Origin of the sequence: Paraburkholderia azotifigens, assembly GCF_007995085.1 — a bacterium.
Classification (GTDB): domain Bacteria; phylum Pseudomonadota; class Gammaproteobacteria; order Burkholderiales; family Burkholderiaceae; genus Paraburkholderia; species Paraburkholderia azotifigens.
Genome location: NZ_VOQS01000003.1, coordinates 2210494 through 2237117 on the forward strand (window position 1 = coordinate 2210494; position 26624 = coordinate 2237117).

The window sequence follows — 26624 nt, forward strand, 5'->3', positions numbered from 1 at the left end:
GGAGCTTTAGAACATGGCGATGCCCACTATCCGGCACGTGCGTGCCTTCGTCGTCCGCGGCGGCGGCGCGGACTATCACGATCAGGCCGATGGACACTGGATCGACGATCACATCTCGACGCCGATGGCGCGTTACCCCGAATACCGGCAGAGCCGGCAGTCGTTCGGCATCAACGTGCTGGGGACGCTGGTCGTCGAAATCGAGGCGAGCGACGGCACGGTCGGTTTTGCGGTGACGACGGGCGGCGAGATCGGCGCATTCATCGTCGAGAAGCATCTGGCGCGCTTCCTCGAAGGGCAGTTGGTGACGGACATCGAGAAGATGTGGGATCAGATGTACTTTTCGACGCTCTATTACGGGCGCAAGGGCGTCGTGCTCAACACGATTTCGGGCGTCGATCTCGCGCTGTGGGATCTGCTCGCGAAGGTGCGCAAGGAGCCCGTGTATCAATTGCTGGGCGGCCCGGTGCGCGACGAGCTGCAGTTCTACGCGACGGGTGCGCGGCCCGATCTGGCGAAACAGATGGGTTTTATCGGCGGCAAGCTGCCGTTGCAGCACAATCCGGCAGAAGGCGAAGAGGGCTTGCGCAATAACATCGACAAGCTTGCTGAAATGCGCAGCCGGGTCGGCGGCGACTTCTGGCTGATGTACGACTGCTGGATGAGTCTCGACGTGACGTATGCGACGAAGCTCGCAAAGGCCGCGCACGAGCATGGGCTGAAGTGGATCGAAGAAGCCTTGCCGCCCGACGATTACTGGGGTTACGCCGAACTGCGCCGCAATGTGCCGCGCGGCATGATGGTGTCGACGGGCGAGCACGAGGCGACGCGCTGGGGCTTCCGGATGCTGCTCGAAATGGGCTGCTGCGATCTGATCCAGCCGGACGTAGGCTGGTGCGGCGGCATCACGGAGCTGGTCAAGATTTCCGCGCTCGCCGATGCACATAACGTGCTGGTCGTGCCGCATGGGTCGTCGGTGTACAGCTATCACTTCGTCGTCACGCGCCACAACTCGCCGTTCGCCGAGTTTCTGATGATGGCGCCGAAGGCCGATCAGGTCGTGCCGATGTTCACGCCGCTGCTGCTCGACGAGCCGGTGCCTGTGAATGGGCGCATGAAGGTGCCTGAGACGCCGGGCTTCGGCGTGCGGCTAAATCCGGAGTGCAAGCTCGAGCGGCCTTATCAGCATTGAAACTTTGGGAGAGGCATGTGCTGCTGAAAGACAAGTCGGTGATCGTGACGGGCGGTTCGCGCGGCATTGGCCGCGCGATTGCGGTGGCATGCGCGCGCGAGGGCGCGGATGTCGCCATCAATTACTGGGGCGACAACGATGCATCGTATAACCGGCGCTCCGCTGTTGAAGAGGTTGTCGATGAGATTCAGGCGCTTGGGCGGCGAGTGATCGCCGTGGAGGGGAATGTTGCTGTACGGTCGACTGGCGTCGAGCTTGTGGCGCGGACGGTTGATGCCTTTGGCAAGGTCGATGTGCTTGCCAGTAATGCAGGCATTTGTCCGTTTCATGCTTTTTTGGACATGCCTGCTGAGGTGCTCGAGACTACTGTCGCCGTTAATCTGAACGGCGCGTTTTATGTCACTCAGGCGGCTGCTCAGCAGATGAAAGCGCAAGGCACGGGCGGTGCGATTGTCGCGACGAGTTCTATTAGCGCGCTAGTCGGCGGTGGTATGCAGACGCATTACACGCCCACCAAGGCTGGTGTGCATTCTCTGATGCAGTCGTGCGCTGTTGCGCTTGGGCCTTTTGGGATTCGGTGTAATTCGGTTATGCCTGGGACTATTGCCACGGATCTCAATGCTGAGGACCTGGCTGATGACGCCAAGAGGGCTTACTTTGAGAAGCGCATTCCTCTTGGGAGATTGGGGCGACCCGATGACGTCGCCGAGTGTGTTGTTTTTCTGGCCTCCGATCGGGCCAGGTATGTTACTGGCGCTGCACTGTTGGTCGATGGTGGGTTGTTTGTGAATTTGCAGTAGTCGTTTTTTTGTCTGCGACGCTAGTCGCTGTTATCTGGTTTTTTTTGCTGCGCTGGCCGGGTTCTTCGCTGGCGTCCGCGAAGTCGTATCGGTTTATTAGCGTTGCCCCTGTGCGGGGCGGCACTTACTTTCTTTGCCGCCGCAAAGAAAGTAAGCAAAGAAAGCGGGCTCACACCGCCAATCCTTGTGTTTGCCTGCGGGCCCCCGACGGGTCCCGCACTCCAGACGGCATCGCACTGTCCTACGCCCGTTGCCAGCGTGCTAACTCACGCATCCCCCACTTCACATTCCCGCGTCACAGGCCGCATTACCAGAAAGTCCACGGCCGCCCAGGTGGCAAACGGTGTGTAGGCTGTCGCGATGGAAGTGCACCACTCCGGACTGAAAATCGGGATCGGTGTCGTAGAAGCGCGAACGCGTAAGGTGCGACAAGCTACACACAGTTTGCCACCTGGGCGGCGCAGACGGATCGCTGCCGTTGGCTGGGCTACGGGTGAGTGGAGCGGGTGATGCGCCTGTTAGAGACGTTGGCAACGCACGTGGAATAGCGCGTTGTCGTTTGGAGTGCGGGACCCGTCGGGGGCCCGCAGGCAAACACAAGGATTGGCGGGGTGAGCGGCTTTCTTTTGCCTACTTTTCTTTGCCGCTGCAAAGAAAAGTAGGTGCCGCCCCGCACAGGGGCGACGCCTGAAGCGAGACACGAAATCGCGGATGCCAGCACAGCAAAAAGCAAAAAGCAAAAAGCAAAAAGCAAAAAGCAAAAAGCAAAAAGCAAAAAGCAAAAAGCAAAAAGCAAAAAGCAAAAAGCAAAAAATCGCGACTAGCGTCGCAGACAAAAAAAACTACTGCACAGCCAAAGCATCTTCTCGAGAAAGCCTCGCAGAGTACACCCGCAATAACTCAACAAACCGTCGAGCAGGCTCAGCAAGAGCCTCTTCCTTGCGAGTAAGAATCCCAAACCCGGCAAGGCTCTTGCCAATCTCAACAGGCAGAGCAATGAGCAATTTGCCACGCACGTGATCCCTCACGACAGACTCAGGCAACATAGCGACAGCGTCATAATTCTCAAGCAACTGCAAAGTAGCAAAAATAGAAGCACATTCGGTGAGATTAGCCGGCGTCCCAAGCCCGGCGCGAGCCAGCTCTTCCTCGAACAAAACCCGAGCCGGACTGGAAATAGGCTGCGCCACCCAGGGCCAATCCATCAGCTCGCGCAGCGAAATAGAAGACCGCCTGGCAAGCGGATGTACAGCGCGCACAACAAGAACCAGCGTCTCCCGAGCCAAAGGCTCGAAACTGAAATCATTGTGCTGCAAAGGATCAGTCAAACGCCCAAGCGCGAGATCCACCTCGCGGCGACGCAGCAATTGCACCACCTGATCGCTAGTCTCGCCAAGAATGCAGACATGCAGCAACGGCCGCTCGGTCTTCAACGCGGCAACAGCCATCGCCAGCAGATCGGGCGCGGCGCCCATGATCGCGCCCACCGTCAATTGCCCGTGGCCGCCCTTGCGCTTCGCGTCAAGGTCTTCGGCAAAACGCGTCAGGTCCGCGAGCGCGCGCCGCGCATAAGCAAGCGTTACGACGCCCAGCGGCGTAGGCTGCATGCCGCGCGCGTTGCGCTCGAATAGCAGGAAGCCAAGCGCTTCTTCGATGTCGCCGAGCATGCGGCTCGCGCTCGGCTGCGCGACGTTGATGGCATCGGCGGCCTGATGGACGTTGCGGGCGTCGTCGAGCGCGACGAGCAGCGCAAGATGCTTGAACTTGAGCCGGTTGACGAGGGCGACAGTGGCGGCGTTCTGGCTCATGTAAGGTCGGGAGGATCGAAGGTTAGCGATTCGGTTTGAGTATCGCCCAATCCCAACAACGGATTGAGATGTTATCGACGCCCGAATTATAGTCGCATCAAGACGCTGCCTTTCAGAGCGGCAAGAACAAATGATCAAGACACTGGAGACAAGCCCGGCATGGAGACAATCGCTTTCCGGATGGTGCTCAACCCCGGCATGCGCGACGAGTATCAACGCCGGCATCGGGAGATCTGGCCGGAACTCGTCGATGCACTGCACAACGCCGGCGTGCGCGATTACCAGATCTTTCTCGACGAAGCGTCGCACCATCTGTTCGCGATACTGACGCGCACGGCGGATCATTCGATGGAGCGCCTGCCCGAACTCGCCGTGATGCGCAAATGGTGGGATTACATGGCCGACATCATGCAGACGACGCCCGACCATACGCCGCTCCAGCAGCCGCTCATTCCGGTATTTGAACTGCAGCATCCCTTCAACTGATTCGCGACGCTCGCGGCGCATTCGCGCCGGCGACGAAGGACGCGCCATGAAAGTTGTCGACCCGCACATTCATCTGTGGGATCTGAAGACGCATCACTACCCCTGGCTCGCCAATCCCGGCGTGTCGTTCGTCGGCGATGCGCGCGCGCTGAAGCACGACTACCTGATCGCCGATTTGCTGAAAGACGCGGGCGAGATCGAACTGCTCAAGTGTGTGCACGTCGAGGCCAATCACGATCCCGAAGATCCCGTCGAAGAGACGCGCTGGCTGCAAGAGGTCGCCGATGCAGCCGATTCGCGCGCGATGCCCAACGGCATCGTCGCGGCCGTCGATCTGTGCGCAACCAATGCCGCACAAGTACTCGAACGGCACGCCGCTTTCGCCAACACGCGCGGCGTGCGGCAAATCCTCAACGTGCATCACGACAAGCTGTACGACTATGTCGGCCGCCACTTCATGCGCGACGCGACGTGGCGCGAGAACTTCAGGCTGCTGCGCAGGCACGGCATGTCGTTCGATGCACAGCTCTATCCGTCGCAGATGGACGAACTGGCCGCGCTCGCAAACGAGCATCACGATACGCAGTTCATCATCAATCACGCGGGCATGTTCGTCGATCGCAACAGCGTCGGCGGCTATCGCGCCTGGCGCGAAGGCATGAAGACGCTCGCGCAGCGCCCGAACGTCGCCGTGAAGATCAGCGGGCTCGCGATGTTCGATCACGCGTGGACAGTCGAAAGCCTGCGGCCTTACGTGCTCGAAACCATCGATACGTTCGGCGTCGAGCGCGCGATGTTCGCGTCGAACTTTCCGGTGGACAGGCAGTTCGGCGCATACGGCGACTTGTGGCGCGCGTATGCGGCGATCGTGGGCGCGGCGAGCGACACGGAGAAAGGCGCGCTATTCGTGCGCAACGCAGAGCGGCTCTATCGGATCTGAAGGATCTGAAGGATCTGAAGCATCCGCAAGCATGAGAAGGAGGCGAGGGTGCAGCAACAGCAACACGAACACACTCATGACGTGCCGAGGCTCGAACTGCGGCATGCGAGCAAGACCTTCGGGCGCGTGCGCGCGCTGTCGGACGGCGAACTCGTGCTCTGGCCCGGCGAAGTGCATGCACTGCTCGGCGAGAACGGCGCGGGCAAATCGACGCTCGTGAAAATTCTCGCCGGCGTGCATCAGCCGGATGCGGGCGAATTGCGCATCGACGGTATCGAGCGCCGCTTCGCGACGCCTGCCGAAGCGCGCGATGCGGGACTCGCCGTCATCTATCAGGAACCGACGCTGTTCTTCGATCTGTCGATCGCCGAGAACATCTTCATGGGACGGCAGCCCGTCGACCGCTTCGGCCGCATCCAGCACGATGCGATGCACAAGGAAGTGGACGGACTGCTGGCGTCGCTCGGCGTCGATCTGCGCGCGGACCGCCTCGTGCGCGGGCTGTCGATCGCCGATCAGCAGGTGATCGAGATCGCGAAAGCGCTGTCGTTGAACGCGAACGTGCTGATCATGGACGAGCCGACGGCGGCGCTGTCGCTGCCGGAAGTGGAACGGCTGTTCGCGATCGTGCGCAAGCTGCGCGAGCGTGACGTCGCGATCCTGTTCATCACGCACCGGCTCGACGAAGTGTTCGCGTTGACGCAGCACGTCACGATCATGCGCGACGGCGCGAAGGTGTTCGATGCGCCGACTTCGGACATGACAACGGAGTCGGTGGTCGCGAAGATGGTCGGGCGCGATCTGGAGACGTTCTATCCGAAGGCGGACGTGACGCCAGGCGACGTGCGTCTGTCGGTGCGCAATCTGACGCGCACCGGCGTGTTCAAGGATATTTCGTTCGATGTGCGCGCAGGAGAAATCGTCGCGCTGGCGGGCCTGGTCGGCGCGGGCCGCAGCGAAGTGGCGCGCGCGATCTTCGGCATCGATCCCATCGATTCGGGCGACGTGCAGATCGCGGGCAAGCGGCTCGCGACGGGCAATCCCGCTGCCGCTGTGCGCGCGGGCCTTGCGCTCGTGCCGGAAGACCGCCGTCAGCAAGGACTCGCGCTGGAGTTGAGCATCGCGCGCAATGCGTCGATGACGGTGCTCGGACGGCTCGTGCGTCACGGTCTCATCTCGACGCGCAGCGAAACGCAGCTCGCCACGCGCTGGGGCACACGCCTGCGCCTGAAGGCGAGCGATCCGTCCGCGCCTGTCGGCACGCTGTCGGGCGGCAACCAGCAGAAAGTGGTGCTCGGCAAGTGGCTCGCGACGGGCCCGAAGGTGCTGATCATCGACGAGCCGACGCGCGGCATCGATGTCGGCGCGAAGGCCGAAGTGTATGGCGCGCTGTCCGAACTCGTACAGGAAGGCATGGCCGTGCTGATGATTTCGAGCGAACTGCCCGAAGTGCTCGGCATGGCCGACCGCGTGCTCGTGATGCACGAAGGCCGCATCACCGCGGAGATTTCACGCGCCGACGCGAGCGAGGAGCGGATCATGAGCGCGGCACTCGGGCAATCGGCGGCACTACTGGGGCGCGCAGCATGATCCGTCATTCGACTCATTCAAACGCAGCGTCCATCGAGCACGCGCCGCTGCAGCGCACGCGTTCGGGACCGGGCGGCATCGTCGGCGCGCTCGCGAAGAGCCGCGAGACCACGCTTTTCGTGGTGCTGATCCTGCTGATACTCGGCACGTCGCTCGCGCGGCCGCAGTTCCTGAATCTGCAGAATCTGCGCGACGTGCTGCTCAACGTGTCGATCATCAGCTTGCTCACGGCGGGCATGACGGTCGTGATCCTGATGCGGCATATCGATCTGTCCGTCGGTTCGACGGTCGGGATCAGTGCATACGCGGTGGGCAGCCTGTATGTGGCGTTTCCGCATATGCCCGTGCTCGTCGCGCTGCTGGCGGGCGTCGCGATCGGGCTGGTCGCGGGCGGCATCAATGCGCTGCTCATCGCGGTGGGGCGCGTGCCTTCGCTGGTCGCGACCCTGTCGACGCTCTACATTTTTCGCGGTGCGGACTATGCGTGGGTGCACGGCGGCCAGATCAACGCCACGAGTCTGCCCGAGGCCTATTCGCGTCTCGCGACGGGCACGCTGCTCGGCATTCCGACGCTCGCGCTGATCGCCGCCGTCGTGCTGTTCGCATTGTCGTTCTATCTGAAGCACTTCCGCGCGGGACGCGAGCACTACGCGATCGGCTCGAACCCGGAAGCCGCGCGGCTGGCAGGCGTCAACGTCGAGCGGCGCGTGATGTCGGGTTTTCTGCTGTCGGGCGCGATTGCAGGTTTCGCGGGCGCGCTATGGCTCGCGCGTTTCGGCACCGTCGACGCCAGCACTGCGAAGGGCATCGAACTGCAGGTCGTCGCGGCCGCCGTGGTCGGCAGCGTGGCGATCTCGGGCGGCGTCGGCACGATCCTCGGCGCGACGCTCGGTGCGCTCGTGCTCGGTGTGATCAGCATCGCGCTCGTCGTGCTGCACGTGTCGCCGTTCTGGGAGCAGGCGATCGAAGGCGCGCTGATCGTCGCGGCCATTGCCGCCGATACATTGCTCGCCCGCTCCGTCGCCAAACGCATGATGAGGAAACGCGATCATGGCTAAACCCGATTCCGCGCTGCTCACGCGCAAACGCGAAACGCCGCTGCGCTGGGAGACCCTGCTGGTGGTCGTGCTGATTGCGTCGCTCGGTCTGGGGCGCGTGCTGTCGCCCGTGTTCCTGACGGGTGCGAACCTCAGCAACGTACTGGCCGACCTGACCGAGATCGCGCTGATGGCGCTGCCGATGACGCTGGTCATCGTCGCGGCGGATATTGATCTCTCTGTGGCATCGGTGCTCGGCGCGTCGAGCGCGCTGATGGGCGTGCTGTGGCATATGGGCCTGCCGATGCCCGCCGTGATCGCGCTCGTGCTGATGTTCGGCATGATTGCCGGGCTGTTCAACGGCCTCGTGATCGTCAGGCTGAATCTGCCTTCGCTCGCCGTGACGATCGGCACGCTCGCGCTGTTTCGCGGGCTCTCGTATGTGCTGCTCGGCGATCAGGCCGTCGCGGATTTTCCCGCGGGCTATACGGCGTTCGGCATGGATACGCTGTTCGGCACGTTCATCCCGCTGCCGTTCGTGATCGTCATCGTGTGCGCGGTGCTGTTCACCGTGCTGCTGCAGGCGACGGCGTTCGGCCGCAGCCTCTACGCGATCGGCGCGAACCCGACGGCGGCCGCGTTCTCGGGCATCGAGGTCGCGAAGGTGCGGCTGCGTCTGTTCGTGCTGTCGGGCTTCATGAGCGCGCTCGCGGGCATCGTCTACACGCTGCGCTTCACGAGCGCGCGCGGCGACAACGGCGAAGGCTTCGAGCTGTCGGTGATCGCGGCCGTGCTGTTCGGCGGCGTGAGCATTTTCGGCGGACGCGGGTCGATGGTCGGCGTGCTGCTGTCGCTGCTGATCATCGGCGTATTGAAGAACGCGCTCACGCTCGACGACGTATCGAGCGAAACGCTGACTATCGTCACGGGCGCACTGCTGCTCGCATCGGTGCTGATTCCGAATCTGGTCGCACGCTGGCGCGCAATGCGCGACCGCAAGCTGATTGCCGCACAGACGTTGACGAAACCGGCTGCGCCGTGACATCGCGCGGCATGCCGTTCAAACCCACCGGACACCCAAAGTCCGAATCACCACGAGGAGACAGGAGATGAACAAACCACTGCGTCACGCGGGAGCGATGATGCTCTGCGCGGCCATGCTCGGCGTCAGCGTCGCGGCGGCCGCGGCCGGCATCAAGCCCGATCTGAAAATCGCGTTCGTGCCGAAGCAGATCAACAACCCGTACGAAGTGATCGCCGACGACGGCGGCATGGCCGCGATCAAGGAGTTCAAGGGGCAGGGGAAGGTGGTGGGTCCGTCGGACGCGGGTGCGTCGTCGCAGGTGTCGTACATCAACACGCTGACGACGCAGCGCCAGGACGCGATCGTCATCGCCGCGAACGATGCGAACGCGCTCGTGCCGTACCTGAAGAAAGCGATGTCGCAGGGCATCAAGGTCGTGACGTTCGACTCCGACACGGCGCCCGACGGCCGCCAGTTGTTCGTGAATCAGGCCAACGCGGAGAGCATCGGGCGCGGCCAGATCCAGCTCGTGTCGAAGCTGATGGGCGGTGAGGGCGAGTTCGCGATTCTGTCCGCGACGCCCAACGCGACCAATCAGAACACGTGGATCAAGTGGATGCAGGATGAACTGAAGAAGCCCGAGTATTCGAAGATGAAGCTCGTGAAGATCGCCTACGGCAACGACGACGACCAGAAGTCGTTCGTCGAGACGCAGGGCCTGTTGCAGGCGTATCCGAACCTGAAGGCGATCGTCGCGCCGACGTCCGTCGGGATCGCCGCGGCCGCACGCTACATCTCGACGTCGTCGAGCAAGGGCAAGGTCGCCGTGACGGGTCTCGGCACGCCGAACCAGATGCGCGCGTTCGTCAAGAACGGCACCGTGAAGGCGTTCCAGTTGTGGGATCCGGGCCAGCTGGGCTATCTCGCGGCGTACGCGGCGGCCAGTCTGGCGTCGGGGGCGATCACGGGCAAGGAAGGCGAATCGTTCGATGCAGGCAAGCTCGGCAAGCGCACGATCGGCGCGCAAGGCGAGATCATCCTCGGACCGCCGACGACGTTCGACGCAAGCAATATCGACAGCTTCAACTTCTGACGCTACCCCGGCGGGTCGATGTAGAAAGGGCCGCTCGCGTGCCGCGAGCGGCCCTTTTCACTGGCGTCGCGTCACGTGAGCCCGTTTTCCTGCGCGTATTTGACGAGATCGGCGTTCGTTCGCAGAAAGAGCTTCTTCATGGCCGTGCTCTTCTGCGTGGCGATGGTCGAGATGGACCGGTTCACCTGACGCGCAATCGCAGTCAGCGACGCCCCCGACGCGAACAGGCGGATTACCTCCAGTTCCTTTTTCGTCAAGGCGTTCTTGCCGCCGTCCTTGCCGTTCGGCAGCTGCTGCAGACGCGCGCGGATCTTCTCTGAGAAGTAGGGCCGCCGATGATGCATGATTTCGAGCGCGGCCGAACGGAATTCCTCGACGCCTTCGCATTTGTCGACGATGCCCGCAATGCCCGAGCGGGATAAGCGCGCGAGTACGTCGTCATTGTTAAGCATGGTGAACACGACGATGGGAATGTCCGGGTGCTGCCTGCGCAACTGGCCGATCAGGCTGAGGCCGTCGGCGTCGCGTTGGCCTGTGTCCATCGTGAAGTCGGTGATGACGAGATCCCAGTTGCTCTTCGACAGCACGCTGAGCAGTTCGGTGCCGGACTTGACGGCGGCATCGACTGAAAAGCCGGGAAGTTCGTTCAATGCATGGATGACAGCGTGGCGGATGACGGGGTGGTCGTCGGCGATGACAATCCTGAAGTCGCGGGTGGCATTCATGATGAGGGCTGGCGGCGTCGGTGACGCGCGCTATGCGTGTGAGAATTCGATGATGCAAGGCGCGCCGTTCTGAAGCGAGTTGCGCATTATCCAGTGTCGCGCGTGAGATTGAAACAGATATCGTGAGGAAAGCGAATGGATGCGTCGATGTGTTACGCCAGTTGGCTGTCGTACGACGGATGAATGACTAGAAGAAATCCGACGGCGAAATGGATTCCATCGATGAAACTGGTTCGTGGAAGGTGCGACCGCGAATCGCGCGAAAACACTCCGTGGTAAAGAAGTGTCAAGAATGAAGTGCGCCTCGCGCAAGACGTCAACGCTTCGCGAGACGGTGCGTTTAGAGCGATGACCCTATCCGGTCAGGCGGCAAGCGAGCCGTCAGTCAACAACCAAAGGTTTGAGGAATCAAGCATGAACAAGCACATCATCGCTGCCGCACTGGCAGGTCTGTTCTCGATCGCGGCATTCGCGCAGGCATCGGCTCCCGCGGCTACGGAAGCAGCACCGGCAGCCGCATCGGCGCCCGTTGCCAAGCACCACGCGAAGAAGCACCACGCAAAGAAGCACCACGCGCACAAGAAGGCAGCGCCCGTCAAGGCAGCCAGCGACGAAGCGGCATCGGCAGCTCAGTAATTAGCGCATTGCGCTGATACGAAAGGAGGAAGCGCGGACTGTGGGTCCGCCTTCCTCTTTTGTTTTTTGCCTCAACGGCGCAAGCTGCGCTGGTCTGCAAACGGACCGAGCGCTAAAGCAAAGCGGCGCGCACACGCGAGTCCGAATTCCGTCGGACGCATGCCGCGATCGTGCTCGACATCGAAACCCATGCGCCACGCCGCAATGCGTTTGCCATAGCACGTCAGCGCGTCGAGCGACTGCATCACGAACACGATCGAGGGCAGTATCCGTTCGTAAAGGGTGCGTGCACGGTCTTCATCGCCTTCCGCAAACGCGCTGTAAATAGCGGCTTGCCAGTCGAACGAATCGGGCGCGACGATTAGCCCCGCGCAGCCGGCGCGCAGATTATCGATCGACTCCTGTCCGCCGCGTCCGTTGAAAACGGGTAGCACGCTGCCCTGTTCGCGCAAGCGTTCTATCGTCGATTGAATGACAGTCGCCGGGCCTTCGCCTTTGAGCCACTGAAATGGCGCGCATTGCGTTGCAAGCGTCACCAGCGATTGCGCCGACAAACCCACACCGAGATATTCAGGCGCATTCTGAATGCCGACGGGCACGTGTACGCGCCGCATCACATCGGCGAAAAAATCGAAGTAGAACGATTCGGGTTGATCACGCGACGACGGCGGCTGCAGGATCAGCGACGACGCGCCGTGATCGACAGCATGGTCGGCCAATGCGAGTTGCGCGTCGACGGTGTCGCCTGAAATAGTCACGGCGAACGGCACCCGATGCGCGACGTGCTCGCCCGTCCACGCGATGAAGCGCTGCTTCTCTTCGAGCGACAGACGGTTCACTTCCGTAGCAAGACCGAGTATCACGATGCCGTTCGCGCCCGCTTCGACCGTGCGATCGACCTGCGTGCGAACGGCGCGCGGATCGAGCGCATTGTTGGCATCGAAGTACGCGTAAAGCACGGGCCACATGCCGCGCGGCGCGAAGGCTACGGGTCGGGTCGCCATCGTGGGTCAGTGCGAATCGCGCGGCACGGGCGCACCACTCGCGCCCACGAGAAAGTCGAGATCCGCGCCCTGATCCGCTTGCAGCACGTGTTCGACGTAGAGGCGGTAATAGCCGCGCGCGGGCAGTTCGGGCGCTTGCCAGGCGGCGCGCCGCCGTTCGAGTTCTTCATTCCGTACGTCCAGATGCAGGCGTCGCGCGGCGACATCGAGTTCGATCATGTCGCCCGTCTGCACGAGCGCAAGCGGTCCGCCTGCCGCCGCTTCGGGCGACACGTGCAGCACGACGGCGCCATACGCGGTGCCGCTCATGCGGCCATCGGAGATGCGGACCATGTCGGTGATGCCTTTTTGCAGCACTTTTTTCGGCAACGGCATGTTGCCGACTTCGGCGAATCCCGGATAGCCCTTCGGCCCCGCACCTTTGAGCACCATTACGCAGTGTTCGTCGATGTCGAGCGATTCGTCGTCGACCTTCGCATGCAGTTCTTCGACGTTCTCGAACACCACCGCGCGCCCGCGATGCTTCAGCAGCGAAGCCGTCGCTGCCGACGGCTTGATCACCGCGCCATCTGGCGCGAGATTGCCGCGCAATACCGCGATGCCCGCTTGCGGCTTGAAGGGCGCTGCGAAAGTCGTGATGACTTTCTGATCGTAATTCGGTGCTTCGCAGACGTTGTCCCAGATGCTTTTGCCGTTGACCGTCAACGCGTCGCGATGCAGAAGCCCTTGCTCGCCGAGTTGCCGCAATACGGCAGGCAAGCCGCCCGCGTAGTAGAAATCTTCCATCAGGTACTCGCCCGAGGGCTGCAGATTCACGAGACACGGCACATCGGAGCCCAGCTCCCAGTCGTCGAGCGCGAGATCGACACCGATGCGCCGCGCGAGTGCAATCAGATGCACGACGGCGTTCGTCGATCCGCCGATCGCCGCGTTCGTGCGGATCGCATTTTCGAAGGCTTCGCGCGTGAGGATCTTGTCCATCGTCACATCGTCGCGGACCATCTCGACGATACGGCGGCCCGCGAGATGCGCGAGCACCTGGCGGCGCGCATCGACGGCGGGAATGGCCGCATTGTGCGGCAGACCGATGCCGAGCGATTCGACCATCGACGCCATCGTCGACGCCGTGCCCATCGTCATGCAATGACCGCGTGAACGGTTCATGCACGATTCGGCATCGATGAACTCCTGCTGGCTCATCGTGCCTGCGCGCACTTCCTCGGACATCTGCCATACGCCCGTGCCCGAGCCGATCGTGCGGCCGCGAAAGCGGCCATTGAGCATCGGTCCGCCCGACACGGCGAGCGCTGGCAGATTGCACGACGCCGCGCCCATCAGCAGTGCAGGCGTGGTCTTGTCGCAACCGACGAGCAGGATCACGCCGTCGAGCGGATTGCCGCGTATCGACTCCTCGACGTCCATCGAAGCGAGGTTGCGAAACAGCATCGCCGTGGGCCGCAGATTCGATTCTCCCAGCGACATTACGGGGAATTCGAGCGGCAGCCCGCCCGCTTCGCGCACGCCGCGTTTGACGTACTCCGCGAGTTCGCGGAAGTGGGCGTTGCAGGGCGTCAGTTCGGACCACGTATTGCAGATGCCGATAACGGGGCGGCCATCGAATTCGTCGTGCGGAATGCCCTGATTCTTCATCCACGAACGATGAATGAAGCCGTCCTTGTCGTTGCGGCCGAACCAGCTTTGCGAGCGGAGTTTGCGCATGGGGTCTCCCGTTTCTGCTTCGTTTTTCGTGCGTTGCTTCGGGCTGTGCTTCGTGCTGTGCGACGTATCGCGGTTGCGAATCCAGCTTAGCCCATTCATCGCACGACACGGCGCGATTCGATGTGTCTCGCACGTTGACCGCGCGATGCGGTTGCATCGCAACAGATCCCGCAACCTGTCCGCCGATGATCGCGTCGCACGTGCCATCCTTGTCGCGCAAGCCGGCGGGCGCGGTCCCTGCGTTGCTCATCGGACGGGGACCATCGAATATGCGACACGCGCCGCGCCCCATCCCGCATCGCAGCATTGCTGCAAACCCTTGCCGCACAACGCTCAGACAAGTCCGCTAACGCCCGTTCGTTTTCGGCTGTGTCGCATTTCCGCAAGCGTCTGTCGCAATTAGTCGCCTAGGCGGAGTTTTTTCTGGCAACTATGTAGTCACACATGTGCGGGCCGGCGCCCGCACCACGAGGAGATGGACTCGATGAAATCCCCAAAGGTGATGGTCGAAGGTTTATGTAAGGTTTTCGGGCCCAACCCGAAGCTGGCGCAGGACATGCTCTCGCGAGGCGCGTCGAAAGACGAAGTGTTCGCCAGGACGGGGCATGTGGTTGGCGTCCACAACGCGTCCTTCGACGTACAGGAAGGCGAGATTTTCGTGCTGATGGGCCTGTCGGGCTCCGGCAAGTCGACACTGATCCGTCTCATCAACCGGCTCGTCGAACCGACGGCCGGCAAGGTCATCATCGATGGCCGCGACGTGGCGGCCATCAAGCGCTCCGAGTTGACCTCGCTGCGCCGCACCGACATGAGCATGGTGTTCCAGTCGTTTGCACTGATGCCGCAGCGCACGGTGCTCTCGAACGCCGCGTTCGGTCTCGAAGTGGCGGGCGTGGGACGCAAGGAGCGCGAGAAGCGCGCGCTCGACGTGCTCGAGCAGGTCGGCCTCGCGACGTTCGCGGGCAAGCTGCCGGCGGAACTGTCGGGCGGCATGCAGCAGCGTGTCGGTCTCGCGCGTGCGCTCGCCGTGAACCCGTCGCTGATGATCATGGACGAAGCGTTCTCGGCGCTCGACCCCCTCAAGCGCAAGGAAATGCAGAACGTGCTGCTGGAACTGCAGAAGAACCAGCAGCGCACGATCCTGTTCGTGTCTCACGATCTCGAAGAAGCGCTGCGCATCGGCAGCCGCATCGCGATCATGGAAGGCGGCCGCGTGGTGCAGATCGGCACGCCGCAGGACATCATCGCGAACCCTGCCGACGACTACGTGCGGGCCTTCTTCGAAGGTGTCGACACGAGCCGTTATCTGACGGCGGGCGATCTGATGCAGGCGAACGGCGTGCCCGTCGTGCGCGATCTGAGTCAGACGAGCGTCGCCGAATCGCTTAACGGCAGCGCCGAATACGCGTTCGTGCTCGATGCCGAGCGCCGTATCCGCGGCTTCGTCACGCGCGATGCGATCGGCAGCGCGACGCCGTCGCTGAACAAGGTCGAATGCATTTCGCGCGGCGCGCCGCTCGAACATGTCGTGTCGCGCGTGTGTGCGAGCGCGACGGCTCTGCCCGTGGTCGACGACGAGGACCGCTACTGCGGTTCCGTCGATCAGGCCGCTGTCCTGAAGGTCATTACGCGCAATCGAGGTGCCCATGTCTGAGATCATTCCACTCGGCCGTTGGGTCGACCAGTCCGTTCACTATCTGCTCGACCACGACGCGAGCACATTCGATTCGATCGGCAAGGCGATCGAGAGTTTTGCCGCGATGATCGAGCATGGCCTGCAGGCGATTCCGATGTGGGCGCTGATGGCTTTCTTTATCCTGATCGGTTTGTGGCGCGTGGGCTGGCGATTTGGAATCTTCGCCACGGCCTCGCTGTTGCTGATATGGGCGACCGGCTTCTGGGATCAGACGGTCGTCACGCTGGGCCTCACGCTGTCCTCGACCATCATCAGCCTGCTGTTCGGCATTCCGCTCGGCATCTGGACCGCGAAGAACAAGCATGTGCAGATGATCGTGCGGCCGATTCTCGACCTGATGCAGACGATGCCCGCATTCGTGTATCTGATTCCGGCCGCGATGCTGTTCGGTCTGGGCCGCGTGCCCGGCATTCTGTCGACGGTGATCTTCGCCATGCCGCCCGCCGTGCGTCTGACGAGCCTCGGCATCAAGCACGTGAACCGCGAGATCGTCGAAGCAGGGCAGGCGTTCGGCTGCACGTCGACGCAACTGCTCTTCAAGGTGCAGATTCCGAATGCGCTGCCGTCGATCATGCAGGGCGTGAATCAGACGATCATGATGGCGCTGTCGATGGTGATCATCGCGTCGATGGTGGGCGCGGGCGGTCTCGGCAACGATGTGCTCGCGAGTATTCAGCGCCTCGATATCGGGCTGGGTTTCGAAAGCGGTCTGTCCGTCGTGTTGCTCGCGATCATTCTGGACCGTATCACCGAGAGCTTCGGCCGCTCGCCCGGCACGGCGCCGGCACCGCGTTTCGCCGGTCTGCGCAGCGTGATGCGTGTGCGCCGCGAACAGCCCGCTGTCGCGCAAAGCTAGATCTTTGTCGCATTGAATCGCGCGCCGGGTTCCCGGCGCGTCTGCAATAGAACCAATAGTGGTCGTCCCGCGAAAGCCGTTGGGCTTTCGCGGTGGCCAAACACATTTTTCTTTGTGCATCACGGAGCGCGACGTGACGTCTACCCCGGCTGAAGCGCCGTTGTCGAATCTTGCGCATGTGGGTTTTCTGACCTTACCCAGTTTTTCGATGATCGCGTTCACGAGCGCGGTCGAAGTGCTGCGAATGGCGAATTACGTATCGCGTGCGCAGCACTATCGATGGTCCATCATTACGCACGACGGTGTGCCCGTGCGGGCGAGCAACGGTCTCACCGTGAAGCCGACGCGCACGCTCGAAGAATCCGGCATGCCGGATGTGCTGATCGTGTGCGGCGGTACGCAGATACGCAATGCTGTCGATACGAACGTGAAGACCTTGCTCGCCGATGCCGCGTCGCAAGGCGTGCCGCTGGGCGGTATTTGCACGGGCGCTTACGCGCTGATGGCGGCGGGGCTGCTCGACGGGTATCGCTGTTCAGTGCATTGGGAGGATCTGTCGGCGCTGCACAGGGAGTATCCGCATGTGCGTTTCGCCGACGAACTGTTCGTGATCGATCGCGACCGCCTGACCTGCACAGGCGGCACGGCGCCGCTCGATCTGATGCTCGATCTCATCGGTTCACGCTTTGGACAGAACCTCGCGGCGCAGGTGTCGGAGCAGTTCATTCTCGAGCGCATTCGCAGCGCGAGCGACCCGCAGCCGATTCCCGTCGATGCGCGCGTCGGTTTTTCGCGCGCCGAGCTGATCGAAGTGGTGCGGCTGATGGAGGCGAACATCGAAGAGCCGTTGTCGCTCGAAGAACTCGCGCGGCTGGTGCAGTTGTCGCAGCGCCATTTACAGCGGATGTTCAAGGTTTATCTGAGCGTGTCGCCCACGCATTACTACCTGTCGTTGCGTTTGCGTCGCGCGCGCGATCTGTTGCGCACGACGGATGCATCGATTGCGCGCGTGACAGCCGTTTGCGGCTTTCATTCGCCGTGTCATTTCAGCAAGGCATATCGCGCGCAATTCGGCCATGCGCCGAGCGTCGAGCGGCGCCACGCGAACTAGCGCGTCGAGCAAGGTTATCGACTGCGGCCAGAACAACCCTGAGGAGAAAAGTGATGAAATGCAAGCTGATGATGGCGGCCGCCTTGTTGACGACGGCCGCCGCGACGGCACACGCCGCCGATCCCGCCGTGTGCCGCAACGTCCGTTTCGCCGACGTCGGCTGGACCGATATCGCGGCGACCACTGGCCTCGCGTCGACGATCTTCCAGGGTCTCGGCTACAACCCGACCAAGACGATCGCGTCCGTGCCGATCACGTTTGCGGGCATCAAGAGCAAGCAGATCGACGTGTTCCTGGGCTATTGGGCGCCGACGATGGACCCGATCATCCAGCCCTTCGTGAAGGCGGGCACGATCAAGGTCCTGGCGACGCCCAACCTGACGGGCGCGAAATACACGCTGGCCGTACCCGACTATGTGTACAACGGCGGTCTGAAGAACTTCAGCGACATCGCGAAGTATGCGGACAAGCTCGACGGCAAGATCTACGGGATCGAGCCGGGCAACGACGGCAATGCGCTGATCAAGAAGATGATCGACGGCAACCAGTTCGGGCTCGGCAAGTTCAAGCTGGTGGAGTCGAGCGAGGCGGGAATGCTGGTCGAGGTGAATCGCGCGATTCGCGACAAGAAGTGGATCGTCTTCCTGGGCTGGGAGCCGCATCCGATGAATGTGCAGATGAAGATCGACTATCTTGCCGGCGGCGACGATGTGTTTGGGCCTAACTACGGCGAGGCCAAGGTATTTACGGCTACGCCGCCGGATTACGCGGCGCGTTGCCCGAATGCGGCGAAGCTCGTGTCGAATCTGCAGTTCACGACGGCCATCGAAAATCATGTGATGGTGCCCATCATGAACAAGGAAGATGCCAACAAGGCTGCGCTGGCCTGGTTGAAGGCGAATCCTCAGGCTTTGGATAAGTGGCTTGCCGGTGTGCAGACTTTGGATGGCAAGGACGGCTTGCCGGCCGTTAAGGCTTATATTTCTGCGCATTAAGGTTTTTTTGTCTGCGACGCTGGTCGCGATTTTTTGCCTTTTTGCTTTTGCTTTTGCTGCGCTGGCATCCGCGATTTCGTGTCTCGCTTCAGGCGTCGCCCCTATGCGGGGCGGCACCTACTTTTCTTTGCAGCGGCAAAGAAAAGTAGGCAAAAGAAAGCCGCTCACACCGCTAATTCTTGTACTTGCCTGCGGGCCCCCAACGGGTCCCGCACTCCACACGGCAACACGCTATTTCATGTGCGTTGCCAGCGCCTTTAACAGGCGCATCACCCACTCCAGTCACCCGTAGCGCAGCCAGCGGCAGCGACTCGTCTGCGCCGCCCAGGTGGCAAACGGTGTGTAGGTTGTCGCACCTTACGCGTGCGCGCTCCTACGACACCGATCCCGCTTGTCAGTCCGGAGTGGTGCACGTCGATCGCGACGGCCTACACACCGTTTGCCACCTGGGCGGCCGTGGACATTCTGGTAACGCAACTCGTGACGCGGGCACGCGAAGCGGGTGATGCGTGAGTTAGCACGCTGGCAACGCGGGCAAAATGTTGTGTTGCCGTGTGAAGTGCGGGACCCGTCGGGGCCCGCAGGCAAACACAAGGACTGGCGGTGTTAGCCCGCTTTCTTTGCTTACTTTCTTTGCGGCGGCAAAGAAAGTAAGTGCCGCCCCGCACAGGGGCAACGCTAATAAACCAGAAGAAAACCGCGGATGCCAGCGCAGCAAAAAACCAAAAGCGCCGCAAGACAAAATCACAACAACGAACGTCTAGGCCCGAACAGAAAACCTTTGCAAATAAGCAGGACCATCGATTCCATCCCAAACCTGCCCATCGATCAACCGCACCGAAGGTGCACTATCAACAACGGGCACACCAACATTCCCAGCAGCCGAACGATACAACTCAGTCTGATTAACTTCACGCGAAATACGAGCAAAGTCATCCCGCCACTCAGCCATCCCCCACCGCGCGTATTGCGCAAAAAACCAGACCCCTTCCGCGGGATGCGGAAAATTCACAGCACCGCCAGCAAAGAACTTCACAGGCCTGGCGGACCCTTCCGCACTCAACCGCAACCGCGAAGCAATCGACTCAACAGACACACCAAGAAACTCCGAACCAGCAAGCCTGCGAGCAATCTCCCCTCGATGTTCGTCGTCATCGAGCCAACGACACGCTTCCAGCATCGTCTGCACAAGCGCGCGCGCCGTATTCGGATATCGCGTGACGAAATCGCGCCGGCTTGCGAGTACTTTCTCGGGATGATCAGGCCACACCTCGCTCGTGTACGCAATCGTGCGGCCCACACCCTGTTCCTGCGCGACGGCATTCCACGGCTCGCCGACGCATAGGCCGTCGAGCCGGTCCTGCGCGAGCGCGTCCACCATCTGCGGCGGCGGAATCACCACGCTCTCGATATCGCGCAACGGATGCACGCCTTGCGACGCGAGCCAGTAATACAGCCACATTGCATGCGTGCCCGTCGGAAAGGTCTGCGCGAATACGGGCTTGCGCCCGAGTGTCGCCAGCGCCGCGGGCAGCGTCCTGTGCTCGTCGAGCGCCGCGGCAAGCCGGTTCGATACCGTGATCGCCTGTCCGTTGCGGTTCAATACCATCAGCACGGCCATATCCGTTTGCGGTCCGCCGACGCCGAGCTGCACGCCATAGACGAGGCCGTACAGGGAATGCGCGGCGTCGAGATCGCCGGATAGCAGCTTGTCGCGTATCGCGGCCCACGAAGGCTGCTTCAGCAATTCGATCGTGAGACCATGCGCGTGGCCAAATTCGAGCAGCTTCGCGGCGACGAGCGGCGCGGCATCGCTGAGCGCGACGAAGCCGAGCCGCAGGTGCGTCTTCTCGAGCTTGACCGGGTTGTCGGATGAAGAGGTGTAAGCGGATGTGTTCATGAGCTGCACATCAATCTGGCAAGTCGGCGGCGGCGACGATCTGGCGCGCGACATCGGCGAGCTTCACGCCCTGGTTCATCGCGCGCTTGCGCATCATCGCGTAGGCGGCGTGTTCGGTCATCTTTTGCGAATCCATCAGCATGCGCTTCGCACGGTCGATCAGCTTGCGCTCGGCAAGCTCGTTCTCGACCTGCGCAAGCCGCTCACGCAATTGCGACTCTTGTGCGAAACGCGCAAGCGCGACTTCGAGTATCGGTGCCAGCCGTTCCGTCGCCAGACCTTCGACGAGATAGGCCGTCACGCCCGCGCCGACGGCGTCGCGTATCAGCTGCTGGTTCGCATCGTTGCTGAACATCAGCACGGGACGCGGCGCTGTCGCGTTCATCACGGCGAGCTGCTCGAGCGTGTCGCGCGACGGCGATTCGGTGTCGATGATCACGACGTCGGGCCGTTCGCTCTCGACGGTCTCGTGCAACGCTTGCGGCGACGCCGTCGCGGCGAGCATGTCATAGCCGAGCCGCGCGAGCGTACCGCGCAACTCGCCAATGGGCTTGTCGGTGTCGGTTACGAGCAATACGCGCAGCATGGATTGCCCGGCATGAGGGAGTCGGAATTACGCAGATTCATTCGTCGGATTGCGGGGTTCCGCCAGTCGTCCACGAAGGAACGGCGGCAGTCATTGCAACTACGTGTCCGTACTCTGCAACTTGCATGCCATCGGGCTGCAATCCGTATTGCGTTGTCTGCGTGGCGGTCGAGCGCTCATCGGCCTGCACGTCTATTGCACCGCGGCAGTGCGGGGGAACGATTCATTGCACCGGAATGGCGCGAGCCGACGCACAATGCGCGCGAATGACGCGTGGCTCATTGCCGAGCTTTATCGCACGCCGAGCCAGTGCGCGTAACTGCGGGGAGAAAACGCGAAGGTCAGCGCAATCATCGCGGCGATGCACACGGCGAGCATGATCCACGCAGTTGTGAAGCTGCCCGTGAGATCGCGCAAACGTCCTGCAACGACGGGCGAGATTGCCGCGATGATGAAGCCGACGCCCTGCACGAAGGCGACAAGTCGTCCGGCGATGCGATGATCGTCCGCATGATCGAGCGAGGTCACGAGCGTCAGCGAAAACGTGCCGCCAAGGCCCGCGCCAGCGATCGCGACCCACGCGAGCGGCGCCGCATCGGGCGAGGCGAGCAGCCCGACGATGCCGATGAATTGCGCGGACAGTCCCGCCACGAGCCAGGGGCGGCGGTCGCGGAACGACGCCGCCGCAAGCGGCAGCAGCAACGCCGACGCGGCCTGGAAGACAGTCATTGCCGCGAGCAGCGAGCCGCTGTGCGCGACGCTCGCGCCGCGCTGCTGATAGTAGGCGGGCAGCCACGCGACGAGTGTCGTGTAGCCGCCGTTGACGAGCCCGAAGTGCACGCCGAGCGCCCACGCGCGACGCTTGCGCCAGATCGCGACGTGCTGCGCGTGAGGAGCATGGACGCCAGCGTGAGCGGTATCGTGAGACGAAGACGCAGCGCGCTGCAACGCGAGCCAGCATGCGCATGCGAGCGCCGCCGGCACGGCCCACATCGCCAGTCCCGCATGCCATGAGTCGAATGCCTTGGCGACATACGGGCTGAGGCTTGCGCCGAGACCGCCACCGCCCATGATCGACGCCGAGAACAGACCCATCGCGAGCGGCACGCGCGCGTGAAAGCGCTGCTTCATCACGCCGGGGAGCAGCGCCTGGATGCCGGCAACGCCGATGCCTGCGACGAGCGCCGTCAACAGCATCGCCATGCCGCTCGATGCGGCGAGGCGCGCACCGCACGCGGCGGCGATCGCCAGCAAGCCCAGTGCGACCCCGCGCGTTTCGCCGACCACGCGCGTCAGCAAACCCGCGCCGAATGCGCCGAATCCCATCGCGACGACGGGCAGGCTCGTCAGCAGCGAGGCGCCCGAAAAGCTGAGGCCCGTAGCCGCGCGGATCGTCGCCATCAGCGGACTGATGGATGTGAGCAGCGGCCGCAGATTGATGCCGATCGCGACGATCGCCGCGAGCCAGAGCCCGTCCTTCCATGTCAGCGCCGCCGATGTCGTGGCGCGCGTCACGCGCGAAGAAGTGTCGATGCCGGGAGTCTGGTTCACTGGAACACCTGCGGGTGAGTCTGAATGGTTAACCATAATAACGTAAAATGGTTAACCATTTTGGTGTGATCTGCTATGTCGCCTATTTGCATGCCGACGCTTGCACTGGATGCAGCCAGACGCGGCGGTCGCTAAAATACGGCCGCCTGCATCGAATCTCACTCGTCAAACATGGCCACACGCCCAACCACAACACCGCCCGCCACAGACGAAGACAACGTCGAGGACCGCATTTACGCGTCGATCACTACGGCGCTGCTCGAAGGCCGCCTGCGCCCGGGCGCGCAGCTCGTCGAACGCGATCTCGCGGCCGCGTTCGGCTGCACGCGCGGCGCGCTGCGCAAGGTGCTCGCGCGGCTCGGCTTCGAAGGCAAGCTCGTGCTGGAAGCGAATCGCGGCGCGTTCGTGCCGTCGCCGTCGGAGGAGGACGTGCGGGAGGTTTATCGCGCGCGGCAGATCGTCGAGGCGGGTATCGTCACGGCGCTGTGCGGCGCGCTGTCGGCGCAGGACAGGCGCGCGCTGAAGGCGCATGTCGCCAGCGAGAAGAAGGCGCTGAAGAGTGAGCGCGTCGACGAGCAGGTGCGGCTCGCCGGGCACTTTCATGTGCTGCTGACGCAGATCGCGGGCGGCGCGGAGTTGCAGGGTTTCGTCGCGCAACTGGTTGCGAAGACGGAACTGTACAAGGCGCTTTACGATCCGTCGAAAGGCACGACGTGCTCCGCCGACGAACATGCGCAATTGATCGAAGCGCTCGACGCAGGCGATCTGAATGCCGCGCTCGAAGCAATGCGCACGCATCTCGCGGAACTGGAAGAGCGTGTCGTCACGCGTATGCAATCCGGCGCGAGCGACGATCTCGGTGCGGTCTTTCGGGGATGATGAGACGAAGCGGGCGGCATGCGTTGCACATGCCGCGTCTGTTGCCGCTGTTGCGCTTGTTGCTTCTTATTGCGTGTGCCGCATGACGGGCGGCATTGTGCCGATTCGTTTCTCGCGTCCCGCCTGAATGAGTGCGAGACGCTGCTGCTTCTCCTGCTTGCCGCTACGTCAGCGGCGGCGCATCGGCGCGCTGCGCGGGCCGCTGCTGCGTTCGTCCTTGTGACGGAAGTTGATGCGCCCTTTGGTCAGGTCGTAGACCGACAGTTCGAGCGTGACGCGGTCGCCCGCGAGGATACGGATGTGATTCTTGCGCATGCGGCCCGATGCGTACGCGCCCACGACGACGCCGTTATCGAGCGTCACGCGGTAGCGGCTGTCGGGCAGTACTTCGTCGACGATGCCGTCCAGTTCAATGAGTTCTTCTTTCGCCATGCACTACTCCTGGTCGATGAGGGAAGGGTGCCGCGCGCGGCGCGCAGCATGTCTTGCGCGGCAGCGCGAACGCTGCTGCGGCGATACGGTTGAAACGTTGAAGCGCGCCTCGTGAGGCGTGTCCGTCAGAGATCGGATACGGTTTGCCCGTCCACGCGGCCGTCGATCACTTGCGATGCATGCTCGATGCACGCCATGCGCGCCTTCCCCGCGCCTTCGAACGGACGGAAGTACGCGAAGCGGAATACGCGTCCGTCGGCGGAAGGATTTGCGCCGACGCGGCAGATGCGTACGGATGCATCGTAGCCGCTGTCGATCGAATTGCGGTGAGTCACGCCGCTCGCCGTGCGTCGCGGATAAACGAGCGGATGAATTTCGTAGCCTTTGTACGTCTTGATGCCTTGAGTCATATGCAAATCCTGTCATGCGTGCTGCCGACACGCTCTGCATCGCGCAGGCTCAGCGAATGGGCAGCAGGCGGCGCAGCACCGTGGGGCGCACCGCAATGAAAAAGTTTGGTGCGAGCCCAATGCGTAGGCTCGAACACGGCCGCGAACAACGCGGAACGGATGGAGATAAATACGCTGATGCCGCGCAGGCACCGAACGTAGCAAGTGTCACCCGGTCGGGTTCAAGCGCGCAGCGCGTGGCCGAAGTGACGAAGACCGCCGGGTTACCGCTGCATGCTGTTGCGCGGCGACGGGACGGCTGGGACGTAACGCAATTAATGCAACGCGGTGAAAACGGAAACTGACGAAAGACGTTGACGCGTCGCGGTTAAGAAGATGCCGGACGATGCTGGCAGAACGCTGCGTGCTTCATATTATGCCCTAAAAACAGGGTTCTGTGTAGCAGAAACTTTCGCGTGGCCGCTTGCGCGCAGCACGCCGTCTTCGAAGATAGCGACAGAGCATGTTGGCTTCGGGCGCTTATTCCGTTGTTTGCGTCATCCGTTTTTGCAGTTCGCGCGAGGCGGCGAGCGGGATGCGCGCGTCGTCCCATTGCGCCAGCCATTCGACTTCCTTCGACGTAAAAATCTGGCCGTGATTGCGCAGCGCGTATTGCAGCGAATCGATGATGTGATTGCGAATGATCTCGGGCGTGCGTGCGTCGTCGAGCACGGAACGAAACGCTTCGAGCGTAGCCATCGGTTGCCTCTTTTCGGTGAACGCTTGTGAAAGACCTGACTCTTATCGCACATCAAAAAGCGCGCTGCCACGCGGTCAAAATTCGCGCTGCCTTATTGGCGTTTCCGGTCGCGCGCCGTGTTGGGTATGCGCTTTGCAACGCGCGTTTTGCAAGGCGTATGCGTCCTGCCAGTTCCAACCGATACGAGGCACTTCATGACATTCAGAACGATTGCGCCCCTCGCGTTATGGACCGTCGCGCAACTGGCGATCGCGGCAACGGGCGACGCGTCGTGCGGTGTGCTGTCGGGAGCGGGCGGGGGTGCATCGCGTGCGTCGGGCGCATCGGGCGTGCCGGTCGCGAGCGGCTTTGCACTGCGTGACGGTGAGCCCGTCGATTTCATCGCGGGCGGCAGGACCGTGCGCGGCACGCTGCATGTGACGATGGATGGCGGCATCTATCGCGCGTACTGGCAGCCGCAAGGCCGGCCCGAACGTTACGTGCTGGCGAATGCGGGCACGGACGCAGTGCGCCTGATCGCCACGCCGGCGCAGGGCTCGCCTGCCGCCGACGGCATGCCGGGTACGACACTCAATCCGCAGCAGGTGCTGTCGTGTCCGGCGTTCTGACCGTCATGACGATCAGGCCTGACGATGATGCGCGGGCCACCATGTCCAGCCGCGCTCGCCGCGCCGCAGTTCGACGACGGCGAGCGGCGGCACTTCGATCCGCGCGAAGGCAGCGGGCGGCATCTGCAACACATGCATCAGGGCCGCGCGAATCACGCTCGCGTGCGTCACGGCGACCGCGTCGCCGCGATGCTCGAACGCATCGGCCCAGTCGCCGACGCGCAGCGTCAGCGCATCGAACGATTCGCCGCCATGCGGTGCGGCCGACGGATCGCGTGTCCATGCGGCGAGCGCCTCGGGCTCTTCGTCGGCGAGTTCGATCAGGCGGCGGCCTCGCCAGCGCCCGTAGTCCATCTCGGCGAGCGCAGGCACGGACACGGTATGCGGCGCGAATCCGAGCGCCTGCGCCGTGGTCAGCGCGCAGGCAGCGGGGCTGCTCAGCGCAAGACTGGCCTCCAGCAGATGCGCGTTCGACGCACGAAACGCCTCGGCTTCTTCTAGAGCGCGTGCATCGAGTGGATCGTCGTCGGGGAAGGCGCCTTTGCGTTGCGCGGCCGTCGCCGGGTGGCTGATCAACAACAGACGTGTGCGCATCGGCGGCTCATTGTCGGAACGATGTGGACAAAGGGGGAGCAAAGCGGGAAGAAAGCGGGAGCGTCTCGCAGTTTAGCGCGTAGAATAGGCGCCACTCGAAGCGCGGAAGCCGGTGCAAGCCCGGCGCGGTCGCGCCACTGTAATCGGCAGTCAATGCGTACGCAAACATGCAGGACACAAGCCGGAAGCCAGACCCAAGCTTCGACTTCCCTC

Annotated in this window: 27 protein-coding genes, 1 pseudogene and 1 riboswitch; of the genes and pseudogenes, 17 read left to right on the plus strand and 11 right to left on the minus strand. The window is 62.6% G+C overall.

The annotated features are described in order from the left end of the window. Positions 1-13 precede the first annotated feature (13 nt). The 3 genes from rhmD to FRZ40_RS44115 all read left to right on the plus strand — a co-directional run bounded on the left by rhmD (position 14) and on the right by FRZ40_RS44115 (position 2816). The gene (gene rhmD, locus FRZ40_RS27140; RefSeq protein WP_147236181.1) at positions 14-1192 is read left to right on the plus strand and encodes an L-rhamnonate dehydratase; all 1179 of its coding nucleotides are present in this window, start codon (positions 14-16) and stop codon (positions 1190-1192) included. Positions 1193-1209: 17 nt separating this feature from the next. Next, complete coding sequence (locus FRZ40_RS27145) at positions 1210-1992, plus strand: L-rhamnose 1-dehydrogenase Lra1 (protein ID WP_028366310.1); 783 nt, start codon at positions 1210-1212, stop codon at positions 1990-1992. Between the two features lie 662 nt (positions 1993-2654). Next, positions 2655-2816, plus strand: coding sequence for a hypothetical protein (locus FRZ40_RS44115; RefSeq protein WP_158647035.1), 162 nt, complete (start codon positions 2655-2657; stop codon positions 2814-2816). An 18-nt stretch (positions 2817-2834) separates the two neighbouring features. Here FRZ40_RS44115 and FRZ40_RS27150 read toward each other — a convergent pair whose 3' ends face one another. Beyond that, on the minus strand, positions 2835-3800 hold the full coding sequence (locus FRZ40_RS27150) for a LysR family transcriptional regulator (RefSeq protein ID WP_147236182.1): 966 nt from the start codon (positions 3798-3800) through the stop codon (positions 2835-2837). A 159-nt stretch (positions 3801-3959) separates the two neighbouring features. Here FRZ40_RS27150 and rhaM point away from each other — a divergent pair, with 159 nt between their 5' ends. The 6 genes from rhaM (at position 3960) to rhaS (ending at position 9970) form a co-directional block, all read left to right on the plus strand. Further along, complete coding sequence (gene rhaM / locus FRZ40_RS27155) at positions 3960-4286, plus strand: L-rhamnose mutarotase (RefSeq protein ID WP_028364779.1); 327 nt, start codon at positions 3960-3962, stop codon at positions 4284-4286. A 46-nt stretch (positions 4287-4332) separates the two neighbouring features. Then, a complete protein-coding gene (locus tag FRZ40_RS27160; protein ID WP_147236183.1) occupies positions 4333-5226 on the plus strand; it encodes an amidohydrolase family protein in 894 nt (297 codons plus the stop codon). An 81-nt stretch (positions 5227-5307) separates the two neighbouring features. Then, positions 5308-6816 (plus strand): sugar ABC transporter ATP-binding protein, encoded by a 1509-nt coding sequence (locus FRZ40_RS27165; RefSeq protein ID WP_147236808.1) that lies wholly within the window; start codon positions 5308-5310, stop codon positions 6814-6816. Further along, positions 6813-7874, plus strand: a complete 1062-nt coding sequence (locus FRZ40_RS27170) for an ABC transporter permease (RefSeq protein ID WP_147236184.1) — start codon at positions 6813-6815, stop codon at positions 7872-7874. Before FRZ40_RS27165 ends, FRZ40_RS27170 begins: the two co-directional genes overlap by 4 nt. Continuing rightward, complete coding sequence (locus FRZ40_RS27175) at positions 7867-8895, plus strand: ABC transporter permease (protein WP_147236185.1); 1029 nt, start codon at positions 7867-7869, stop codon at positions 8893-8895. Before FRZ40_RS27170 ends, FRZ40_RS27175 begins: the two co-directional genes overlap by 8 nt. Before the next feature lie 67 nt (positions 8896-8962). Further along, complete coding sequence (gene rhaS / locus FRZ40_RS27180) at positions 8963-9970, plus strand: rhamnose ABC transporter substrate-binding protein (protein ID WP_147236186.1); 1008 nt, start codon at positions 8963-8965, stop codon at positions 9968-9970. Positions 9971-10041: 71 nt separating this feature from the next. Here the strand turns inward: rhaS and FRZ40_RS27185 are convergent, their stop codons facing one another. Next, the gene (locus FRZ40_RS27185) at positions 10042-10695 is read right to left on the minus strand and encodes a response regulator (protein ID WP_028364773.1); all 654 of its coding nucleotides are present in this window, start codon (positions 10693-10695) and stop codon (positions 10042-10044) included. Between the two features lie 414 nt (positions 10696-11109). On the opposite strand from FRZ40_RS27185, the gene FRZ40_RS27190 reads away from it, so the two are divergent. Then, on the plus strand, positions 11110-11331 hold the full coding sequence (locus FRZ40_RS27190) for a hypothetical protein (protein ID WP_147236187.1): 222 nt from the start codon (positions 11110-11112) through the stop codon (positions 11329-11331). A 71-nt stretch (positions 11332-11402) separates the two neighbouring features. Here FRZ40_RS27190 and FRZ40_RS27195 read toward each other — a convergent pair whose 3' ends face one another. Both FRZ40_RS27195 and FRZ40_RS27200 read right to left on the minus strand, forming a co-directional pair. Continuing rightward, positions 11403-12335, minus strand: a complete 933-nt coding sequence (locus FRZ40_RS27195) for a dihydrodipicolinate synthase family protein (RefSeq protein WP_240057290.1) — start codon at positions 12333-12335, stop codon at positions 11403-11405. Positions 12336-12341: 6 nt separating this feature from the next. Then, a complete protein-coding gene (locus tag FRZ40_RS27200; protein ID WP_147236188.1) occupies positions 12342-14054 on the minus strand; it encodes an IlvD/Edd family dehydratase in 1713 nt (570 codons plus the stop codon). Positions 14055-14418: 364 nt separating this feature from the next. Between FRZ40_RS27200 and FRZ40_RS27205 the strand changes: the two are divergent. The 4 genes and pseudogenes from FRZ40_RS27205 to FRZ40_RS27220 all read left to right on the plus strand — a co-directional run. Then, positions 14419-15708 (plus strand): annotated as a pseudogene (locus FRZ40_RS27205) (quaternary amine ABC transporter ATP-binding protein); the annotation flags it as partial. Then, positions 15701-16606, plus strand: coding sequence for a choline ABC transporter permease subunit (gene choW / locus FRZ40_RS27210; RefSeq protein WP_147236189.1), 906 nt, complete (start codon positions 15701-15703; stop codon positions 16604-16606). The pseudogene FRZ40_RS27205 and the gene choW, both read left to right, overlap by 8 nt. Before the next feature lie 133 nt (positions 16607-16739). Next, positions 16740-17717: a GlxA family transcriptional regulator gene (locus FRZ40_RS27215; RefSeq protein WP_028364767.1), complete on the plus strand. Its 978-nt coding sequence runs from the start codon at positions 16740-16742 to the stop codon at positions 17715-17717. A 53-nt stretch (positions 17718-17770) separates the two neighbouring features. Next, positions 17771-18712: a choline ABC transporter substrate-binding protein gene (locus FRZ40_RS27220; RefSeq protein ID WP_028364766.1), complete on the plus strand. Its 942-nt coding sequence runs from the start codon at positions 17771-17773 to the stop codon at positions 18710-18712. A gap of 760 nt (positions 18713-19472) precedes the next feature. On the opposite strand, the gene FRZ40_RS27230 is transcribed toward FRZ40_RS27220, so the two are convergent. The 3 genes from FRZ40_RS27230 to FRZ40_RS27240 form a co-directional block, all read right to left on the minus strand. Beyond that, positions 19473-20612, minus strand: a complete 1140-nt coding sequence (locus FRZ40_RS27230) for a CmpA/NrtA family ABC transporter substrate-binding protein (protein ID WP_147236191.1) — start codon at positions 20610-20612, stop codon at positions 19473-19475. A gap of 10 nt (positions 20613-20622) precedes the next feature. Continuing rightward, positions 20623-21198 carry an ANTAR domain-containing response regulator gene (locus FRZ40_RS27235; RefSeq protein ID WP_028364764.1) on the minus strand — a complete coding sequence of 192 codons (576 nt, stop codon included), beginning with the start codon at positions 21196-21198 and terminating at the stop codon, positions 20623-20625. 291 nt (positions 21199-21489) lie between these two features. Further along, positions 21490-22749, minus strand: coding sequence for a cyanate transporter (locus FRZ40_RS27240; RefSeq protein ID WP_147236192.1), 1260 nt, complete (start codon positions 22747-22749; stop codon positions 21490-21492). 171 nt (positions 22750-22920) lie between these two features. On the opposite strand from FRZ40_RS27240, the gene FRZ40_RS27245 reads away from it, so the two are divergent. Next, positions 22921-23628 carry a GntR family transcriptional regulator gene (locus FRZ40_RS27245; RefSeq protein ID WP_147236193.1) on the plus strand — a complete coding sequence of 236 codons (708 nt, stop codon included), beginning with the start codon at positions 22921-22923 and terminating at the stop codon, positions 23626-23628. Between the two features lie 168 nt (positions 23629-23796). Here the strand turns inward: FRZ40_RS27245 and infA are convergent, their stop codons facing one another. Together infA and FRZ40_RS27255 are read right to left on the minus strand one after the other, a co-directional pair. Further along, a complete protein-coding gene (gene infA / locus FRZ40_RS27250) occupies positions 23797-24060 on the minus strand; it encodes a translation initiation factor IF-1 (RefSeq protein ID WP_028364761.1) in 264 nt (87 codons plus the stop codon). Between the two features lie 125 nt (positions 24061-24185). Further along, positions 24186-24470: a hypothetical protein gene (locus FRZ40_RS27255; RefSeq protein ID WP_028364760.1), complete on the minus strand. Its 285-nt coding sequence runs from the start codon at positions 24468-24470 to the stop codon at positions 24186-24188. Between the two features lie 95 nt (positions 24471-24565). Here FRZ40_RS27255 and FRZ40_RS27260 point away from each other — a divergent pair, with 95 nt between their 5' ends. Continuing rightward, entirely contained in the window at positions 24566-24814 is a 249-nt protein-coding gene (locus FRZ40_RS27260) for a hypothetical protein (protein WP_147236194.1), read from the plus strand. Positions 24815-24989: 175 nt separating this feature from the next. Here FRZ40_RS27260 and FRZ40_RS27265 read toward each other — a convergent pair whose 3' ends face one another. Then, entirely contained in the window at positions 24990-25208 is a 219-nt protein-coding gene (locus FRZ40_RS27265; protein ID WP_028364759.1) for a hypothetical protein, read from the minus strand. Positions 25209-25403: 195 nt separating this feature from the next. On the opposite strand from FRZ40_RS27265, the gene FRZ40_RS27270 reads away from it, so the two are divergent. Next, positions 25404-25817 carry a hypothetical protein gene (locus FRZ40_RS27270; protein WP_147236195.1) on the plus strand — a complete coding sequence of 138 codons (414 nt, stop codon included), beginning with the start codon at positions 25404-25406 and terminating at the stop codon, positions 25815-25817. Between the two features lie 12 nt (positions 25818-25829). On the opposite strand, the gene FRZ40_RS27275 is transcribed toward FRZ40_RS27270, so the two are convergent. Continuing rightward, positions 25830-26411, minus strand: a complete 582-nt coding sequence (locus FRZ40_RS27275; RefSeq protein ID WP_147236196.1) for a histidine phosphatase family protein — start codon at positions 26409-26411, stop codon at positions 25830-25832. A 57-nt stretch (positions 26412-26468) separates the two neighbouring features. Further along, a riboswitch (cobalamin riboswitch) is annotated at positions 26469-26623 on the plus strand. The last annotated feature ends 1 nt before the right edge of the window (position 26624 follow it).

Excerpts from the sequence above, each read along its gene's own strand:
- FRZ40_RS27265 (WP_028364759.1), bottom strand. The coding sequence starts at position 25,208 with ATGGCTACGCTCGAAGCGTTTCGTTCCGTGCTCGACGACGCACGCACG.
- rhaS (WP_147236186.1), top strand. The coding sequence starts at position 8,963 with ATGAACAAACCACTGCGTCACGCGGGAGCGATGATGCTCTGCGCGGCC.
- FRZ40_RS27190 (WP_147236187.1), top strand. The coding sequence starts at position 11,110 with ATGAACAAGCACATCATCGCTGCCGCACTGGCAGGTCTGTTCTCGATC.
- FRZ40_RS27175 (WP_147236185.1), top strand. The coding sequence starts at position 7,867 with ATGGCTAAACCCGATTCCGCGCTGCTCACGCGCAAACGCGAAACGCCG.
- infA (WP_028364761.1), bottom strand. The coding sequence starts at position 24,060 with ATGGCGAAAGAAGAACTCATTGAACTGGACGGCATCGTCGACGAAGTA.
- FRZ40_RS27230 (WP_147236191.1), bottom strand. The coding sequence starts at position 20,612 with ATGAACACATCCGCTTACACCTCTTCATCCGACAACCCGGTCAAGCTC.
- FRZ40_RS27255 (WP_028364760.1), bottom strand. The coding sequence starts at position 24,470 with ATGACTCAAGGCATCAAGACGTACAAAGGCTACGAAATTCATCCGCTC.
- FRZ40_RS27260 (WP_147236194.1), top strand. The coding sequence starts at position 24,566 with ATGAAAAAGTTTGGTGCGAGCCCAATGCGTAGGCTCGAACACGGCCGC.
- FRZ40_RS27185 (WP_028364773.1), bottom strand. The coding sequence starts at position 10,695 with ATGAATGCCACCCGCGACTTCAGGATTGTCATCGCCGACGACCACCCC.
- FRZ40_RS27195 (WP_240057290.1), bottom strand. The coding sequence starts at position 12,335 with ATGGCGACCCGACCCGTAGCCTTCGCGCCGCGCGGCATGTGGCCCGTG.
- choW (WP_147236189.1), top strand. The coding sequence starts at position 15,701 with ATGTCTGAGATCATTCCACTCGGCCGTTGGGTCGACCAGTCCGTTCAC.
- FRZ40_RS27160 (WP_147236183.1), top strand. The coding sequence starts at position 4,333 with ATGAAAGTTGTCGACCCGCACATTCATCTGTGGGATCTGAAGACGCAT.
- FRZ40_RS27150 (WP_147236182.1), bottom strand. The coding sequence starts at position 3,800 with ATGAGCCAGAACGCCGCCACTGTCGCCCTCGTCAACCGGCTCAAGTTC.
- rhmD (WP_147236181.1), top strand. The coding sequence starts at position 14 with ATGGCGATGCCCACTATCCGGCACGTGCGTGCCTTCGTCGTCCGCGGC.
- FRZ40_RS27235 (WP_028364764.1), bottom strand. The coding sequence starts at position 21,198 with ATGCTGCGCGTATTGCTCGTAACCGACACCGACAAGCCCATTGGCGAG.
- FRZ40_RS27220 (WP_028364766.1), top strand. The coding sequence starts at position 17,771 with ATGAAATGCAAGCTGATGATGGCGGCCGCCTTGTTGACGACGGCCGCC.
- rhaM (WP_028364779.1), top strand. The coding sequence starts at position 3,960 with ATGGAGACAATCGCTTTCCGGATGGTGCTCAACCCCGGCATGCGCGAC.
- FRZ40_RS27170 (WP_147236184.1), top strand. The coding sequence starts at position 6,813 with ATGATCCGTCATTCGACTCATTCAAACGCAGCGTCCATCGAGCACGCG.
- FRZ40_RS27200 (WP_147236188.1), bottom strand. The coding sequence starts at position 14,054 with ATGCGCAAACTCCGCTCGCAAAGCTGGTTCGGCCGCAACGACAAGGAC.
- FRZ40_RS27245 (WP_147236193.1), top strand. The coding sequence starts at position 22,921 with ATGGCCACACGCCCAACCACAACACCGCCCGCCACAGACGAAGACAAC.
- FRZ40_RS27270 (WP_147236195.1), top strand. The coding sequence starts at position 25,404 with ATGACATTCAGAACGATTGCGCCCCTCGCGTTATGGACCGTCGCGCAA.
- FRZ40_RS27275 (WP_147236196.1), bottom strand. The coding sequence starts at position 26,411 with ATGCGCACACGTCTGTTGTTGATCAGCCACCCGGCGACGGCCGCGCAA.